Source organism: Bradyrhizobium sp. i1.15.2 (assembly GCF_040548425.1).
GTDB classification, from domain to species: Bacteria; Pseudomonadota; Alphaproteobacteria; order Rhizobiales; family Xanthobacteraceae; genus Bradyrhizobium; species Bradyrhizobium canariense.
The window spans coordinates 530,082-547,167 of sequence record NZ_JBEPRQ010000001.1 but is presented as its reverse complement, the minus strand read 5'-3'; the positions used below and the strand labels follow the sequence as shown (position 1 = coordinate 547,167).

The window sequence follows — 17,086 nt, the reverse complement described above, 5'->3', positions numbered from 1 at the left end:
CACCCCATGCTGACCATGATCGGCAAGCGCCTGATGTTCGCGATTCCCTCGTTGATCGGGGTCGTCATCGTCACCTTCCTGCTGACCCGCGCGCTGCCCGGTGATCCCGCCGCGTATTTCGCCGGCCCCGCCGCGACGAAGGAAGCCGTCGAGCAGATCCGCAAGAAGCTCGGCCTCGACAAGCCGCTGATCGAACAGTTCTTCCGCTACACCAACGATCTCGCCCATGGCGATTTCGGCAACTCGCTCACGACCGGCCAGCCGGTCGCGGCCGAGATCCGCAACCGCCTGCCGGCCTCCGCCGAGTTGACGCTGCTCGGCCTCATCGTCTCGATCGTGATCGCCATCCCTCTCGGCGTGCTGGCGGCGACGCGGCCGGGATCGTGGGTCGATCATCTCTGTCGCATCACGACGACGGCCGGCGTCTCGCTGCCGGTATTCTTCACCGGTCTCGTGCTGGTCTATGTCTTCTATTTCCGGCTCGGCTGGTCGCCCGCGCCGCTCGGCCGGCTCGATGTGTTCTACAGCGCGCCGCCGACGGTCACAGGCTTCTATCTGATCGACACCCTGATCGCGCGCGACTTCGAGGCGTTCCGTTCCGCATGCAGCCAGCTCATCCTGCCGGCGACGACGCTTGCGATCTTCTCGCTGGCGCCGATCGCGCGCATGACGCGCGCCTCGATGCTGGCGGTGCTGTCGTCGGAGTTCGTGCGCACCGCGCGCGCCAGCGGCCTGTCGCCGGCGACCGTCATCGTCACCTACGCCTTCCGCAACGCGATGCTCCCCGTCATCACCACGCTGAGCATGGTGTTCTCCTTCTTGCTGGGCGCCAACGTGCTGGTCGAGAAAGTGTTCGCCTGGCCCGGCATCGGCTCCTATGCGGTCGAAGCGCTGATCTCGTCGGACTTCGCGCCGGTGCAGGGTTTCGTACTGACCATGGCGGTCATGTACGTGCTGCTCAATCTCGTGATCGACATTCTTTATGGGGTGATCGATCCGCGCGTGCGCTTGGAAGGGTAGGGGGACACAATGAGCACCGTTGCGCCTGCTGTTGAACCTGTCGGTCCCGCGCGGACCTCGGGATTCGTCGCGCTCCTCGACCAGACCCGCTACGTGCTCGGCGAGAACAAGGTCACCGGTTTTGCCTTCGCACTGCTGATCGTGATCCTCCTTGCCGCGATCTTCGGTCCCTATGTGGTGCCGTATGACCCGCTGGCGTCCGACACCGCGGCGTCGCTGAAGCCACCCTCGGCCGCGCACTGGTTCGGCACCGACCAGTTGGGCCGCGATATCTTCAGTCGCGTCGTGGTGGCGACGCGGCTCGATACGTTCATCGCGGTCGCCTCGGTCGTCCTGGTGTTCCTGATGGGCGGGCTCGCCGGCATCGCGGCCGGCTATTTCGGCGGCTGGACCGATCGCATCGTCGGTCGCATCGCCGACACCATCATGGCGTTCCCGCTGTTCGTGCTCGCCATGGGCATCGTCGCCGCGCTCGGCAACACCGTGCAGAACATCATCCTGGCCACCGCCATCGTGAACTTCCCACTCTATGCCCGCGTCGCGCGCGCCGAAGCCAATGTCCGCCGCAACGCCGGCTTCGTGCAGGCCGCGCGTTTGTCCGGCAACGGCGAATTCCGCATTCTCCTCGTGCATATCCTGCCAAACATCATGCCGATCATGATCGTGCAGATGTCGCTGACCATGGGCTATGCCATCCTCAATGCCGCCGGTCTCTCGTTCATCGGCCTCGGCGTCCGTCCGCCGACGGCGGAATGGGGCATCATGGTCGCCGAAGGTGCCGGCTTCATGGTGTCAGGCGAATGGTGGATCGCGCTATTCCCGGGCCTCGCTCTGATGATCGCCGTGTTCTGCTTCAACCTCCTCGGCGACGGCCTGCGCGACATCGTCGACCCCCAGCGGAGGACGTGATGGCTGGATTCCGCGCAAATTTTCGCTCAAAATTCTCCAATGATTTCAATCCCGTTCTACTGTGCATGGGGTTGTTTTCGACGTTTTTGTTTGGGAGGCACCCATGACCGCCCAGCCGCTGCTCGACGTCCAGGACCTCACGGTCGAATTCACCACCCGCCGCGGCATCGTCAAAGCCGTCCAGCACGTCAACATCTCCGTCGCCAAGGGCGAGACGCTGGCGATCGTCGGCGAGTCCGGCTCCGGCAAATCGGTGACCTCCTATGCCGTGATGCGCATTCTCGATCGTGCAGGGCGGATCGCCGAGGGCTCGGTGATGTTCTCGGGCATCGACGTGAAGGCCGCGACCGAAGACCAGATGCGTGATTTGCGCGGTCGCGAAGTCTCGATGATCTTCCAGAACCCGCGCGCCGCGCTCAACCCGATCCGGAAGGTCGGCGACCAGATCGAAGACGTGCTGCGCACCCATGTCCAGCAGGCCATGGTTTCCGATCGCGGCGAAAAGGCGATCGAGGCGCTGGAGCAGGTCAAGATCGCCCGCCCGCGCGAGCGCTATCACGCGTATCCGTTCGAATTGTCCGGCGGCATGTGCCAGCGCGTCGTCATCGCGCTCGCGCTTGCCTGCAATCCGCAGCTGCTGATTGCGGACGAGCCGACGACTGGATTGGACGTCACCACGCAGAAGGCGGTGATGGATCTGATCGTCGAGCTGACCAAGCGCAAGGCGATGTCCACCATCCTGATCACGCATGATCTCGGCCTCGCCGCAGCCTATTGCGACCGCGTCGTGGTGATGGAAAAGGGCCGGGTGGTCGAGACCGCAAAGGCCGCCGACATCTTCGCCAACCCGCAGCACCCCTATACGAAGAAGCTGATGCGCGCGACGCCGCGGCTCGGCGTGAGCCTGCGGGATCTGTTGCCGGAGGAGGAGACTCTTGCCTCTCCCAGCACCGTGCCCGCGGAAGCAGCCCCTCACCCCAACCCTCTCCCCGTGAAGGACGGGGAGAGGGAGAAGACGCCTCTTCTCCTCATCGACAAGCTGGTCAAGGAATATCCCCGCCAGGGCGCGACCGCCACGCTCGGAAAATTGTTCGGCCGCAAGCCGCCGGTCGAGCCGGATGTGTTCCGCGCGGTCGACGGCATCAGCTTCACGGTCGGCCATGGCGAGAGCGTCGGCCTGGTCGGCGAGTCCGGCTGCGGCAAATCGACCACGTCGATGATGGTGATGCGGCTGCTGGACCAGACCTCGGGCCTGATCCAGTTCGACGGCGAGGATATCGGCGCCATCGCGCCCGCCGGCTTTGCCCGGCTGCCGCAGCGCAGCCGCATCCAGATGGTGTTCCAGGATCCGACCGACAGCCTCAACCCGCGCTTCACCGCCGTGCGTGCCATCGCCGATCCCATCATGCAGCTTGGCGACATCAGGGGGCGGGACGCGCTCCGCGCCCGCTGTGAGGAGCTCGCCACCATGGTGGGCCTGCCGCACAATCTGCTGGATCGCTTCCCGCACCAATTGTCGGGCGGCCAGAAGGCCCGCGTCGGCATCGCCCGCGCCATTGCCCTGCACCCGAAACTCGTCATCCTGGACGAGCCGACCGCCGCGCTCGACGTCTCGGTCCAGGCGGTGGTCCTTAATCTGCTCCAGGACCTCAAGGCGCGGCTAGGTATGAGTTATCTGTTCGTCTCGCATGATTTGAACGTAGTGCGCTTGTTGTGCGATCGTGTCATTGTCATGCGGTCGGGTCGAATCGTCGAGGAAGGATCTTCCGAGAGGGTCTTGAGCGATCCGCAGGACGATTACACCAAGGAGCTGCTGACGGCGATCCCGCATCCGCCGCTGCAGACACTGGGCGCACACTGAGAGCTTGTTTGGGAGCGTGATGGCCGAACCGCTGGACGATTATATCGACGCTGTTACGAAAGCGTTGGCGTTGCCTGTCGAGGAAGCATGGAGGTCGTCCATTCGCGCCAATCTCGAGGTCTCGCTACGGCTCGGCCGCCTCGTCGACGAATTCGCGCTGCCGGACGAGACCGAGCCGGCGCCCGTCTTCACGGTCTGACGCCGCCATGACGACCAAGCCAGAGATGACGGCCTCCGAGATCGCGAGCGCGGTTGCGGGCCGCAAGATGTCGGCGCTCGATGCGACCGAAGCAGCGCTTGCGCGTATCAAGCAGCACGACACCATCCTCAACGCCTTCACCGACATCACCGCCGATCGCGCCCGCGCCAAAGCGCGCGCGATCGATGCCGACATCGCCGCCGGCAAGACCGTCGGCCCGCTCACCGGCGTGCCCTTCGCGGTGAAGAATTTATTCGACGTCGCAGGCCTCGCCACCCGCGCCGGCTCGAAGATCAACCGAGACCGCGCGCCCGCGACGCGCGATGCCACGCTGATCGAGCGTATGGAAGCGGCTGGCGCCGTGCTGGTCGGTGCGCTCAACATGGGCGAATACGCCTATGACTTCACCGGCGAGAACGTCCATGACGGTCCCTCGCGCAATCCGCATGATACCACGCGGATGAGCGGCGGCTCCTCCGGCGGATCCGGCAGCGCCGTCGGCGGCGCGCTGGTGCCGATCGCGCTCGGCTCCGACACCAACGGTTCGATCCGCGTGCCGTCCTCGTTCTGCGGCATCTTCGGCCTGAAGCCCACCTATGGCCGGCTCTCGCGTGCGCGCTCCTTCCCGTTCGTCGCGAGCCTCGATCATCTCGGCCCGTTCGCGCGCTCCGCCACCGATCTCGCGCTCGCCTACGACGCGATGCAGGGGCCGGATGCGGACGACGCCGCCTGCACCACCACACGTGGTCTGGAGCCGACGCTGCCGCTGCTCGCCAATCCGGTTTCGGACCTGCGCATCGCAATCGCCGGCGGGTACTTCCAGCAGAATCTGTTTCCGGAAGCCGTCGAAGCCGTCAGCCGCGTCGCCAAGGCGCTGGGCGCAACGCGCGTGGTGGACGTGCCGGAAGCCGCGCGCGCCCGCGCGGCGGCCTATGTCATCACCACCACGGAAGGCGCCTCGCTGCATCTCGACCGGCTCCGCAAGCGGCCGAACGATTTCGATCCCGCCGTGCGCGACCGGCTGATCGCGGGCGCTATGGTGCCGGCGCCGCTGGTCGACCGCGCGCAAAAATTCCGCCGCTGGTATCGAACGCAACTCGCCGAGATATTCAAGTCGGTCGACGTGCTGATCGCACCGGCGACGCCGTGCACCGCGCCGAAACTCGGCCAGATCAATTTCAATCTTGGCGGCGTCGAGCTGCCGGTGCGCGCCAATATCGGCATCCACACCCAGCCGATCTCCTTCATCGGCCTGCCTGTGGTTGCCGTGCCGGTGCCGCTCGAACCGCTGCCGATCGGCGTGCAGATCATCGCCGCGCCATGGCGCGAGGACATCGCGCTGCGCGTCGCATACGCGTTGGAGAAGATGGGCGTCGCCGCCGCGCCCAGCGCAAAAGGATTTTGAGATGGAGATCGATCTCCCCGACGTGATCGCGGACGTCAAAGCCGCGTTCGATCGCTATGAGCAGGCGTTGATCACCAACGACGTCGCGGTGCTCGGCGAGCTCTTCCGCAACGATCCCCGCACGCTGCGTTATGGCATCGGCGAGAATCTCTACGGCTATGAGGCGATCTCCGGATTCCGCGCCGGGCGCTCGCCGGTCGGCCTCAATCGCCGCACCGCGAAAACCATGATCACCAGCTATGGCCGCGACACGGCGGTCGCCTCCACCCTGTTCTATCGCGACACGATGCCGGGCAAGGTCGGCCGGCAGATGCAGACCTGGGTAAAATTCCCGGAGGGCTGGCGCGTCGTCGCCGCCCATGTCAGCATCATCGACGAGTCGAAAGAGACCTGACCGTATGACGCTTGACGATCTTCCGCCCGGAGCGCTGCCGGCCGATCCGGCGGTGCCGCGTGTCGACCGGGCGTCACCATCAGCGCACAAAATCACGCGCGCCGAGGAGCTGCGCCTGCAGCTCGCCGACGAGATCGTGCGCGGAGCTCTGCCGCCCGGCGCGCCGCTTGACGAGACCGACATCGCGCGCCGCTTCAGCGTCTCGCGCACACCGGTGCGGGAAGCGCTGCGCCAGCTCGTGGCAAGCGGCCTCGTCGAAGCACGCGCCCATCGCGGCGCGGTGGTGGCACAGCCTTCGTTCGAACGGCTGACGGGCATGTTCGAGGCGATGGCGGAGCTGGAAGCGCTGTGCGCGGGTCTTGCCGCCGAACGCATGTCGGCCACTGAGCGTCACGGTCTGGAAGCCATCCACGAAGAGCTGCGGGTGTTGAGCTACGCCGGCAATCCCGAGCGCTTCCACGAGGTCAACGAGCGCTTCCACAACGCGATCTATGCGGGATCGCAGAACGGCTACATCGCCGAGATCACGCTGGCGACGCGCGTGCGCGTGCAGCCGTTTCGTCGCGCCCAGTTCCGCAACCTCGGCCGATTGGCAAAGTCGCAAGCCGAGCACGACCGCGTCGTCGTCGCCATCATGCGCGGCGACAAGCAGGGCGCCGCCGCCGCGATGCGCGCGCATATCGAGCTGGTGCGCGGGGAGTACGAGATCTACGCGGTGTCGGTGTAGGGCCGCGCGCACGGTGCCGTAGGATGGGCAAAGGCGCAAAGCGCCGTGCCCACCATCTACCCAAGCTGACGGTGATGGTGGGCACGCTTCGCTTTGCCCACCCTACGAGACCTATGCCGTAGCGGCTTCCGCCATAAACTTCCGCCATCCACCATAAGCCGTGATATCTCGCGCCTCGCCCAGCACCTCGGGCTCGACGAGAAATCCCTTCACGCTGCGGCCATCCGCCAGCCGCACGGTGCCAATCGCCATCGGCGCGGGAATCGCGTTGACGAACTTGCCGAAGGCGGACGACGACAGCATCCAGATCTCCAGCTCGATCGACGCGCCCTTGCCGGTTTCGACGCGCAGCATGCCCGGCTTCGGCGGCGTGGTCTTCAATGCGTAGAGCTTGTAGTCCGCCGCGGTCCTGGTCGCCTCGATCAGCTGGCCGTTCAGCGCTTTCAACTCGCCGTTCAACGCCATGCCGGACAGATGCGCGCCGACCACGGCGATGGGAATCTCGTCGATGCCGTTTGCGGCAAGCGGCGCCAGCGCTGCTTGCGCCGCACCCTTTGCGCCAAGCGTCAGTTTGGTATCGGCATGAAACACGCGTCCGATGCTCGCGAGCAGCGCGTCGTGACCCGTGGGTGCAAGGAGCGTGATGCCGAACGGGATGCCGTCGGCGCGCATCGCCGCCGGCAGCGCGAGACCGCAGAGGTCGAGCAGATTCACAAAATTGGTGTAGGTGCCGAGCCGGCTGTTGAGCTCGATCGGATTGGCCAGCACCTGCGCGGTCGTATAGGCCGTCGGCGCCGTCGGCAGCACCAGCGCGTCGATATTGGTGAAGGTTCGCTCGGCGATCTTGCGCAGGCCCTGCAGGCGATAGAGCGCGGAGAAGGTCTCCGCCGCCGTCAGCCGCGCGCCGGCAGCAGTGATCTCGCGTGTCACCGGATGGATCGTATCCGGCGCGGACGCCAGCAGGTCGCGGATCACGAGATAGCGCTCGGCGACCCACGGTCCTTCGTAGAGCAGCCGCGCCGTCTCGTAGAATGGCTCGAGGTCGAACTCGACGAGGGTTGCGCCAAGCGCGGTCCAGCGCTTCAACGCGTCGGCGTAAGCCGCTTCCGCCTTCTTGTCGCCGAAGAAGATCAGCTGTCCGCTGCGCGGCACGCCGAGGCGCAGGTTTGCCGGGAGCGGGGTGATCGCGCCGAGCGGCCGGTCGCGCGAGAACGGATCGGCCTGATCGGGACCCGCCATCACCGACAGTGCGAGCGCGGCGTCGTCGACCGTCAAAGCGAACACCGAGATACAGTCGAGCGTCCGGCAGGCCGGCACCAGGCCAGCGGTCGAGATCATGCCGAGGCTCGGCTTGAGACCGACGATGTTGTTGAGCATCGCCGGCACGCGCCCGCTGCCGGCGGTGTCGGTGCCGAGCGACAGCGGCACCAGCCCGGCGCCGACGGCGGTAGCCGATCCCGAACTGGAGCCGCCGGGAATGAGGTCCTCACGGATCGCGTTTCTGGGGATGCCATAGGGCGAGCGCACGCCGACAAGGCCGGTCGCGAACTGGTCGAGATTGGTCTTGCCGATGATGATCGCGCCGGCGGCGCGCAGCCGCTGCACCGCCGTCGAATCGTGTGTCGGGATGTACGAGAAGGCCGGACACGCCGCAGTGGTCGGAAATCCCAGCGCGTCGATATTGTCCTTCACCACGACCGGCACGCCATAGAGCGGCAGGCCGGCGGCCTCCCCGGTGGCGAGCTTCTCGGCCTCCGCGATCGCGTCCTTTTCGTCGCGCAGGCTGATGAAGACGGCGGGATCGTTGTGGTCGCGGATGCGCTGATAGGTGCGCGCGACCGTCTGCGCCGGGGTGAGCGTGCCCGCGCGGTGCGCGGCCACGATCGCGGCAATCGTTTCAGGCTGCTCAGCCCCCATTTCAGCCCTCATGGCGACAAAACTCCGGCTACGTCTCTTCACCCGGATCGAAGCAAGCGATGTGCCATTGTGTACAGAATCCGGGCAGGACAAGTGCTGCGGATATTATCGATGGATCAGTGGCTTGGGGGATATTTCGAGCGCCGGCGGGCCTGCGTGTCAGCGCCCTGTTACGGGCATTTGCGCAAATAATGGGCAGCTCACCGGCCTCGAGCTTGCGCCCCAACAATTGTCGTGGCCAACATGCCGGCCAACGCGGTCCGCGACGAGGCTGCGGTCGATCCCGGCTTCCAGGCGAGGAGGAAACCATGACAGCCGCCCCTCGCGGTGATGCTTCGAGCCTGTTCGCGACACCCAGAACCGTTGCCGAGCATCGCGCGGACGGCAGCATCGTGCTGCGCTCGCCCGAGGCCCTGCGCGATGGCGCGCGTTGCGTCGGCGACTGGCTGGAGCAATGGGCGCGGCAAAAGCCCGACACGGTCTTCCTCGCTGAGCGTGACAGCGCCGATACGCCCTGGGCCACCATGACCTACGCGGGGGCCTTGCGGAGAGTCCGCGCGGCCGCGTCGTGGATTTTGGCGCAAAGACTCGGCGCCGAACGCCCGCTCGTGATCCTATCCGATAACAGTATCGACCATGCGCTGCTTGCGCTCGCGGCCCAGCATGTCGGCGTGCCCTCGGCCGCGATCTCGCCAGCCTATTCGCTGATGTCGAAGGATTTTGACAAGCTCAGGAGCATGATCTCGTTGCTGGAGCCCGGCGCGATCTATGTCTCCGCGACCAAGCCGTTTGCGGCGGCGCTGGCCGCGATCAAGCCGCTGCATCGTGCGCAGGTCATCAGCGGCAACGCGAGCGACGCCGATGCGCTCGCCTTTCGCACCGTTGCGGCGACGCCTGAAACGGCGGACGTCGCAAGAGCCTTCGCCGCTGTCACACCGGACACCATCGCAAAATTCCTGTTCACCTCGGGCTCGACCGGCACGCCGAAAGCCGTGATCAACACCCAGCGCATGCTGACGTCGAGCCAGCAGGCCAAGGCGCAGACCTGGACGTTTCTCGAACAGGGGCGCGACGATCTCGTCATTCTCGACTGGCTGCCCTGGAGCCACACCTTCGGCGCCAACCACAATTTCAATCTCGTGCTGCGCAATGGCGGCTCGCTCTATATCGACGGCGGCAAGCCGGCGCCCGGTCTGTTTGCGATGTCACTCGCCAATCTCAGAAGCGTGATGCCGACGGTCTATTTCAACGTGCCGCGCGGCTTCGATATGCTGATCGCGGCGCTGCGCGGCGACGGGGAACTGTGTCGCCGCTTCTTCAGCGAGGTGAAATTCGCGTTCTACGCCGGTGCCGCGTTGCCGCAGAATCTCTGGGACGCGCTCGAAGAACTCTCCGTCAAGACTGTTGGCCGCGCGATGCCGATGGTCTCGGCCTGGGGCTCGACCGAGACCTCGCCGCTGGCCACCGACTGCCATTTCCTCGCGGAACGCTCGGGCAACATCGGCGTGCCTATCCCCGGCACCGAATTGAAGCTCGTCACCTCGGGCGACAAGCTGGAGGTGCGCGTGCGCGGCCCCAACGTCACGCCGGGCTATTGGAAAGCGCCGGAGCTGACCAGGCAGGCGTTCGACGACGAGGGATTTTATCTCATCGGTGACGCCGTGAAGTTCGCCGATGCGAAGCGGCCCGAGCGCGGCCTGTTCTTCGACGGCCGCGTCGCGGAGGATTTCAAACTCAATTCCGGCACCTGGGTCAGCGTCGGCACGCTGCGCCTCGCCGGCATCGCCGCGCTGGCGCCGCTCGCGCAGGATATCGTCATCACCGGCCATGGCGGCGACGAGGTGCGCTTCCTGGTGTTTCCGAACATCGCTGCGTGCCGCGCGCATGCCGGCCTGCCTGAGACCGCAGGCGTCAACGACGTGCTTGCGCATGACAAGGTCAGAGCCGCGATCGCGCAGGGTCTGGCGAAGCTCAAGCAACACGGCGCCAACTCCTCCGGCCACGCCACGCGTGCCCTGCTGCTCGACGAGCCGCCGTCGGTGGACGGCGGCGAGATCACCGACAAGGGCTACATCAATCAGCGCGCGGTGCTGACGCGGCGTGCCGATGCGGTGGCGCGGTTGGATGACGCTGCGCCAGGCGAGTGGATCGGTCTGTAGGGCTTGGGCCCGTGCCCCGGAAGCAGCGCAGCACCCAGTGATGCGCTGCAGAGCCGGGCCTATCTCGTTTGTGCGCGCGGTCGCGTGGATCCCGGCTCTGCGCAGCAGCGCTTCACGCTGCAGCGCGTCCGGAACACGAGAGCGGGGCAAAGAAAAAGGCCAGCCAACCTGCCGCATTATCCTGCATGATTCTTTTGTTGCCTAAGCAACTAGTTTGTGCGAACCGTTCCAGACTAGGATGACGGCGGGAGAACCGCCGCGTCGGATCGGAGGAAGCTATGCTCGGCAGAGAGGGTACCGCCGGCGAACGACGGTGCATGCCCGGACATGACAGGGCTCAGCGCTCGCTGCGTGGTTCGTCAGGTCTCGGTGCTGCCGGTGACCGCGCCGAGATTTTCGTGCAGACGGCGCAACAGGTCGATCAGCACCTCGCGCTCGTCTTTGTCCAGGCAGGACAACAGGCGCCGTTCGCGCTCGAATGCCGCGACGATCACCTTGTCATGGATGGCGCGGCCCTTCGCCGTCAGCGAGATCGAGTGGGTGCGCCCATCGTTGGGATCGGTGCGGATCGAGATCAGGCCCCGCTTTTCCAGACCGGCCAGCGTTCGGCTCACCGGGCCCTTGTCGAAACCGATGACGTGGCAGATGCGCGACGCCGGAATGCCGGGCTCGATCGCCAGCAGCGACATGATCCGCCATTCCGTGACGTTGACGCCGAACTGCCGCTGATAGAACGCCGTGGCGCTGTTCGAGAGCTTGTTGGCGATGAAGGTGATGAACGCGGGGACGTAGCGGTCGAGATCGAGCGTCGGTCCCGTATCGGCGGGCGCAGGTTTCTGGCGGGCTCTGGTCGAAGACGGCGGCATATCGGGATTCTGTCTCGCGGCGTGTCCGAAAGACCTAAGGGTAAGCGCCGCCCTTGCACAAGATCAAAATAAGTGAGGACTTCCATGAGCGCTTCCAGCTCCCCGGAAATCAACGGTTCGTCGGCCGTCCCGCATCTCGACGTCGATCCTTTCGCGATGGATTTTTTCGCCGATCCCTATCCCACGCATGAGCTGCTGCGGGAGGCGGGACCTGTCGTCTATCTCGACAAGTGGAACGTCTATGGCGTCGCGCGCTATGCCGAGGTCCATGCCGTCCTGAATGATCCCGCGACCTTCTGCTCCAGCCGCGGCGTCGGCCTGTCCGACTTCAAGAAGGAGACGCCGTGGCGGCCGCCGAGCCTGATCCTCGAAGCCGATCCGCCCGCGCACACCCGCACCCGCGCGGTGCTCTCAAAGGTGCTGTCGCCGACGGTCATGAAGGGGCTGCGCGACCGCTTTGCCGCGGCAGCGGAACAGCGTGTGGACGCGCTGCTGGAGAAGCGCAGCTTCGATGCCATCACGGACCTCGCCGAGGCCTATCCGCTGTCGATCTTCCCGAATGCGCTCGGGCTGAAGCCGGAGGGGCGCGAACATCTGATTCCCTATGCGAGCGTCGTGTTCAACGCCTTCGGCCCGCCGAACGAGCTGCGCCAGGAAGCCATCGCGCGCTCGGCGCCACACCAGGCTTACGTCACCGAGCAGTGCCAGCGGGACAACCTCACGCCCGGCGGCATCGGCGCCTGCATCCACGCCCATGTCGACGAGGGTGCCATCACCGCCACCGAAGCGCCGCTGTTGGTGCGTTCGCTGCTGTCGGCGGGCCTCGACACCACCGTCAACGGCATCGGGGCTGCGGTCTACTGCCTCGCGCGCTTCCCTGAGCAGTGGCAGCGCCTGCGCAACGATGTCACGCTGGCACGCAACGCTTTCGAGGAGGCCGTTCGCTTTGAAAGCCCGGTGCAGACCTTCTTCCGCACGACAACCCGCGAGGTCGAACTGTCAGGCGCGACCATCGGTGAGGGTGAGAAGGTGTTGATGTTCCTGGCGGCTGCCAATCGCGATCCGCGGCGCTGGGACAAGCCTGACAGCTACGACATCACCCGCCGCACGTCCGGCCATGTTGGCTATGGCTCAGGTATTCACATGTGCGTCGGCCAGCTGGTCGCGCGGCTCGAAGGCGAGACAATGCTTGCGGCGCTGGCTCGCCGGATCGCGAAGATCGAGATCACGGGCGAGCCACAGCGCCGCTTCAACAACACGCTGCGCGGTCTTGACAGCCTGCCTGTAACGATCACGCCGGCCTGATGCTACTGGCGTCGAAGACAATCAATACGACAGGGGAGGGAACCATGAGACATTTGAAGTGGACGCTTGCGCTGGCCGCGAGCCTGATTGGCGGTGCGGCAAATGCCGAGATATCGGACAATGTCGTGCGCGTCGGCGTGCTCAACGATATCTCGGGCATCTTCCAGGACACCAACGGCATGGGTTCGGTCGAGGCCGCGCGCATGGCCGCTGAGGATTTCAACGGCGGCGGCAAAGGCATCAAGGTCGAGATCGTCTATGCCGATCACCAGAACAAGGCCGACGTCGGCAATGCCATCGCGCGCAAATGGCTCGATGTCGAAGGCGTCGACGCCATTGTCGACGTGCCGAATTCGGCGGTCGGTCTGTCCATCAACACGCTGCTGCGCGACAGCCGCATGACGTTCCTGGCATCGTCGACCGCGAGCTCCGATCTCACCGGCAAGGCCTGCTCCCCCAACACCATCCAATGGGTCAACGACGCCTGGGCCACCGGCAACACCACGGCGGCCGCGATGATGTCGCGCGGCGGCAAGGACTGGTATTTCCTCACGGTCGATTACGCGCTCGGCAAGGGCATCGAGGCGGAAGCCCAGAAATACATCGAGGCGCATGGCGGCAAGGTGTTGGGGTCCTCCAAGCATCCGCTCGGCACCTCCGACTTCGCCTCCTTCCTGTTGCAGGCGCAGGGCTCGAAGGCGCAGGTGATCGGGCTCGCCAATGCCGGCGGCGACACCATCAATGCGGTGAAGCAGGCCGCCGAGTTCGGGATCCAGCAGGGCGGACAAAAGCTCGTCGCCTTCCTGCTCTTCATCAACGACGTCCACGGCATGGGCATCAAGGTCGCGCAAGGGCTCCAGCTCATGGAAGCCTTCTACTGGGACATGAACGACGACACCCGCGCCTTCGCCAAGCGGTTCGCCGCGCGGCCCGGCATGAACGGCAAGATGCCGAGCGGCAACCAGGCCGGGGTCTATGCATCCACGCTCGCTTATCTCAACGCGGTCGCCGCGACCGGCAGCGACAACGCCAAGGACGCCGTGCCCGAGATGAAGAAGTTTAGGGGTAAGGACAAGCTGTTCGGCGACACCACGATCCGCCAGGACGGCCGCGTCGTGCATCCGATGTATCTGTTCGAGGTGAAGAAGCCGGAGGAATCGAAATATCCGTACGACTATTACAAGCTGGTCTCGACGATCTCTGCGGAGCAGGCGTTTCGACCGTTGGCGGAAGGTGGGTGCGGGTTGGTGAAGTAGTGATGTAGCCGCGAGCGCCGCTGCACCCTCTCCACCTGTGGGAGAGGGTGGCTTCGCAAAGCGAAGCCGGGTGAGGGGTTCTCTCCGCGAGTCATTCTCTTTCGAGCGCGCTGAGACAGACCCCTCATCCGGCGCTTCGCGCCACCTTTTCCCGCAAGGGGAGAAGGAAGAAAAAGCTACACCACCTTGCTGCTTCCCTGCGTAATCAGCCGCGCGGCGCGCTGGTCGCGGGCGTAGATCCAGAGCCAGCTCAGCGCGACGCTGAGGCGGTGGCGCAAGCCGATCAGGAAGTAGATGTGGGCGATGCCCCAGATCCACCACGCGATGGTGCCGCGCAGCTTGATGCGGCCGAAATCGATCACCGCGAGCCGCTTGCCGATCTGCGCGAGGCTGCCGGAGTGTTTGTAGCGGAACGGCCCGGTCGGCTCCTGGCGCAGCCGGGCCTTGATGGTCTCGGCCACGTGACGGCCCTGCTGCTTGGCGGCCGGCGCGATGCCGGGCACCGGCTTGCCGTCCCAGGCGTTGATCAAAACGGTGTCGCCGATCGCAAAGATTTCTGGATGACCGGGGATGGTGAGATCGGCTTCCACTTGGACGCGTCCGGCGCGATCGGCCGGTGCGCCCAGCCATTCCGCGGCGGGCGAGGCACGGACGCCGGCGGCCCAGATCTTGGTTTTGGCATCGAGCCGCTCGCCGCCGAACACCACGCCGTCGCGGTCGATCTCAGTGACGGCCTGTCCCAGCACGACCTCGACGCCGATTTTCTCCAGCGAGGCCTGCGCATAGGCCGAGAGATCATCGGGAAAGCCTGCGAGCACGCGCGGACCCGCCTCGATCAGCACCACCCGCGCCTTGTTGGTGTCGATATTGCGGAAGTCGGCTGGCAAGGTGTGGTGCGCCATCTCGGCGATGGTCCCCGCGAGCTCCACGCCCGTTGGACCGGCGCCGACGATGACGAAAGTCAGCCGTGCCGCGCGTTTGGCCGGATCGGTCTCGCGCTCGGCGCGCTCGAACGCCACCAGGATATGACGGCGCAAGGTGGTCGCGTCCTCCAGCGTCTTCAGGCCGGGCGCGAACTGCTCCCATTCGTCGTGGCCGAAATAAGCGTGCCGCGCGCCAGTGGCGAGCACCAGCGTGTCGTACGGCACCTCGCTGCCATCGTCGATCAGCACGCAGCGCCTGTCGGCATCGACGCCGCTGACGGTCGCAAACAGCGTCGTCACGTCGCGCCGGTCGCGCATCAGGTGCCGGACCGGCCAGGCGATCTCGCTGGTGGCGAGCGAGGCGGTCGCGACCTGGTAGAGCAGCGGCTGGAACAAATGATGGTTGCGGCGGTCGATCAGCGTGATCTCGACCGGGCTGCCGGCGAGCCGGTAGGTCGTCTCCAGCCCGCCGAAGCCGGCTCCGACAATGACGACGCGGTGCGGTGTCGTGGTCATGATGCGCCCTCGAATCTCGCTGCTCTATTCTCTCATTTAAGTGCGGATTGGGCGTGGCGGTCCAATAGCCGTCATCAATGGACGGATAGGCTAAGGGTATCGAGTGTATCGCTATCCCGCTAAAAAGCGCCGCATGCTCCGCCGAAGTGAGTAGAATTATATTTCTTGCTATCGCCGATCGGGGCGAAATATGGTGCAGGGGCGGGCGCCGAGCCATTGGCGGCGCGAGAGATTTTGCGTTCAATAGAGATGACCCGGGGCGGCAATCACCCCGCTTCCGGGCATAATAATATGGAGGGGAGTGGTTATGAGGACGGCATTCTGGCTGGCGGGCGCAGCGGCGCTGGTGCTGGCAGGCCCGGCATCCGCCGGCGACACCATCAAGATCGGTTTCGTTTCGACCTTCAGCGGCCCGACCGCCGTGATCGGCAATGACATGCGCAACTCGTTCGAGCTCGCGCTCGATCATCTCGGCCGCAAGATGGACGGCAAGCCGGTCGAGGTGATCTACGAGGACGACGGACAGAAGCCCGACGTCGGCAAGCAGAAGACCGAGAAGCTGGTGCAGTCCGACAAGGTCGACTTCATCGTCGGCTATATCTGGTCCAACGTGCTGCTGGCCTCGCTGAAGACCGCGGTGGACTCGCAGACTTTCCTGATCTCGGCCAATGCCGGCCCGTCGCAGCTCGCCGGCGATCTTTGTTCGCCCTACGTGTTCTCGACCTCCTGGCAGAACGACCAGACTCCGGCTGCCATGGGCCTCTACATGAACCAGAAGGGCGTCAAGAGCGTGTTCCTGATCGGCCCGAACTATGCCGCCGGCAAGGACATGCTCGCGGGCGTGAAGAGCACGTTCAAGGGAGAGGTCAAGGGCGAGGAATACACGGTCTGGCCGAGCCAGCTCGACTTCTCCGCCGAGCTGTCCAAGGCGCGCGCCTCGGGGGCCGAGTCGATCTTCGTGTTCTATCCGGGTGCAGCCGGCGTGCAGTTCCTCAATCAATATGCGCAGGCCGGGCTGAAGAGCACGATGCCGCTCTACACGGCTTTCACCGTCGACGAGCTGTCGCTGCCGCTGCAGAAGGAGAATGCGCTCGGCGTTCCCGGTGCGCAGGAATGGGTGAATGATCTGCCCAACGAGCAGAACAAGCGCTTCGTCGCCGACTATCGCAAGAAATACACCGGCCTGCGTCCCACCTATTACGGCGCGCAAGCCTACGACGCGGCCCAGCTCATCAACAGCGCGGTGGTCGCGGTGAAGGGCGACACCAGCAAGAAGGACGCGATGAAGGCCGAGATGGAGAAGGCCAACTTCAAGTCGCTGCGCGGTCCCTTCAAGTACGGCAAGAACCACATCCCGGTGCAGAGCTTCTATCTCCAGGACGTGGTCAAGGACGGCGAGGGCCAACTCTCGCTGAAGACGGTCGCGACCATCGTCGAAAACGACCAGGATCGTTTCCACGACAAATGCGCGATGAAGTGAGCTGATTGCTTCTCCCTCTCCCCGTCCTTACGGGGAGAGGGGTTCTCAGCTCTCTCTCTCGTCATTGCGAGCGTAGCGAAGCAATCCAGAATCTTTCCACGGAGGGATTCTGGATTGCTTCGTCGCAAGGGCTCCTCGCAATGACGGCC

The 17,086-nt window shown here is 65.2% G+C and carries 14 protein-coding genes; 11 read left to right on the top strand and 3 right to left on the bottom strand.

Annotated features, from left to right (window positions below; translation table 11 throughout):
* Nucleotides 1-6: 6 nt before the first annotated feature.
* The 7 genes from ABIB80_RS02650 (at nucleotide 7) to ABIB80_RS02620 (ending at nucleotide 6,515) form a co-directional block, all read left to right on the top strand.
* Nucleotides 7-1,020 (top strand): ABC transporter permease, encoded by a 1,014-nt coding sequence (locus ABIB80_RS02650; protein ID WP_106941332.1) that lies wholly within the window; start codon nucleotides 7-9, stop codon nucleotides 1,018-1,020.
* Between the two features lie 9 nt (nucleotides 1,021-1,029).
* Nucleotides 1,030-1,929: an ABC transporter permease gene (locus ABIB80_RS02645; protein ID WP_354127039.1), complete on the top strand. Its 900-nt coding sequence runs from the start codon at nucleotides 1,030-1,032 to the stop codon at nucleotides 1,927-1,929.
* A 103-nt stretch (nucleotides 1,930-2,032) separates the two neighbouring features.
* Entirely contained in the window at nucleotides 2,033-3,790 is a 1,758-nt protein-coding gene (locus ABIB80_RS02640) for a dipeptide ABC transporter ATP-binding protein (protein ID WP_354127038.1), read from the top strand.
* Between the two features lie 19 nt (nucleotides 3,791-3,809).
* On the top strand, nucleotides 3,810-3,989 hold the full coding sequence (locus ABIB80_RS02635; protein WP_007615797.1) for a DUF4089 domain-containing protein: 180 nt from the start codon (nucleotides 3,810-3,812) through the stop codon (nucleotides 3,987-3,989).
* A gap of 7 nt (nucleotides 3,990-3,996) precedes the next feature.
* Nucleotides 3,997-5,394: an AtzE family amidohydrolase gene (locus tag ABIB80_RS02630; protein WP_354127037.1), complete on the top strand. Its 1,398-nt coding sequence runs from the start codon at nucleotides 3,997-3,999 to the stop codon at nucleotides 5,392-5,394.
* Nucleotide 5,395: 1 nt separating this feature from the next.
* Nucleotides 5,396-5,788, top strand: coding sequence for an oxalurate catabolism protein HpxZ (gene hpxZ, locus ABIB80_RS02625; RefSeq protein WP_219678985.1), 393 nt, complete (start codon nucleotides 5,396-5,398; stop codon nucleotides 5,786-5,788).
* A 4-nt stretch (nucleotides 5,789-5,792) separates the two neighbouring features.
* The gene (locus tag ABIB80_RS02620) at nucleotides 5,793-6,515 is read left to right on the top strand and encodes a GntR family transcriptional regulator (protein WP_007597956.1); all 723 of its coding nucleotides are present in this window, start codon (nucleotides 5,793-5,795) and stop codon (nucleotides 6,513-6,515) included.
* Nucleotides 6,516-6,626: 111 nt separating this feature from the next.
* Here the strand turns inward: ABIB80_RS02620 and atzF are convergent, their stop codons facing one another.
* On the bottom strand, nucleotides 6,627-8,432 hold the full coding sequence (gene atzF, locus ABIB80_RS02615; protein ID WP_354200164.1) for an allophanate hydrolase: 1,806 nt from the start codon (nucleotides 8,430-8,432) through the stop codon (nucleotides 6,627-6,629).
* Between the two features lie 308 nt (nucleotides 8,433-8,740).
* On the opposite strand from atzF, the gene ABIB80_RS02610 reads away from it, so the two are divergent.
* Nucleotides 8,741-10,591, top strand: a complete 1,851-nt coding sequence (locus ABIB80_RS02610; RefSeq protein WP_354127035.1) for a feruloyl-CoA synthase — start codon at nucleotides 8,741-8,743, stop codon at nucleotides 10,589-10,591.
* 359 nt (nucleotides 10,592-10,950) lie between these two features.
* Here the strand turns inward: ABIB80_RS02610 and ABIB80_RS02605 are convergent, their stop codons facing one another.
* Nucleotides 10,951-11,457: a MarR family winged helix-turn-helix transcriptional regulator gene (locus ABIB80_RS02605; protein WP_007597952.1), complete on the bottom strand. Its 507-nt coding sequence runs from the start codon at nucleotides 11,455-11,457 to the stop codon at nucleotides 10,951-10,953.
* Nucleotides 11,458-11,541: 84 nt separating this feature from the next.
* On the opposite strand from ABIB80_RS02605, the gene ABIB80_RS02600 reads away from it, so the two are divergent.
* Both ABIB80_RS02600 and ABIB80_RS02595 read left to right on the top strand, forming a co-directional pair.
* On the top strand, nucleotides 11,542-12,762 hold the full coding sequence (locus ABIB80_RS02600; protein WP_354127034.1) for a cytochrome P450: 1,221 nt from the start codon (nucleotides 11,542-11,544) through the stop codon (nucleotides 12,760-12,762).
* A gap of 44 nt (nucleotides 12,763-12,806) precedes the next feature.
* Nucleotides 12,807-14,018, top strand: a complete 1,212-nt coding sequence (locus ABIB80_RS02595; RefSeq protein ID WP_354127033.1) for an ABC transporter substrate-binding protein — start codon at nucleotides 12,807-12,809, stop codon at nucleotides 14,016-14,018.
* A gap of 176 nt (nucleotides 14,019-14,194) precedes the next feature.
* On the opposite strand, the gene ABIB80_RS02590 is transcribed toward ABIB80_RS02595, so the two are convergent.
* A complete protein-coding gene (locus ABIB80_RS02590) occupies nucleotides 14,195-15,457 on the bottom strand; it encodes an NAD(P)/FAD-dependent oxidoreductase (protein WP_354127032.1) in 1,263 nt (420 codons plus the stop codon).
* A 307-nt stretch (nucleotides 15,458-15,764) separates the two neighbouring features.
* Here ABIB80_RS02590 and ABIB80_RS02585 point away from each other — a divergent pair, with 307 nt between their 5' ends.
* Nucleotides 15,765-16,937, top strand: a complete 1,173-nt coding sequence (locus tag ABIB80_RS02585) for an ABC transporter substrate-binding protein (protein WP_007597947.1) — start codon at nucleotides 15,765-15,767, stop codon at nucleotides 16,935-16,937.
* The last annotated feature ends 149 nt before the right edge of the window (nucleotides 16,938-17,086 follow it).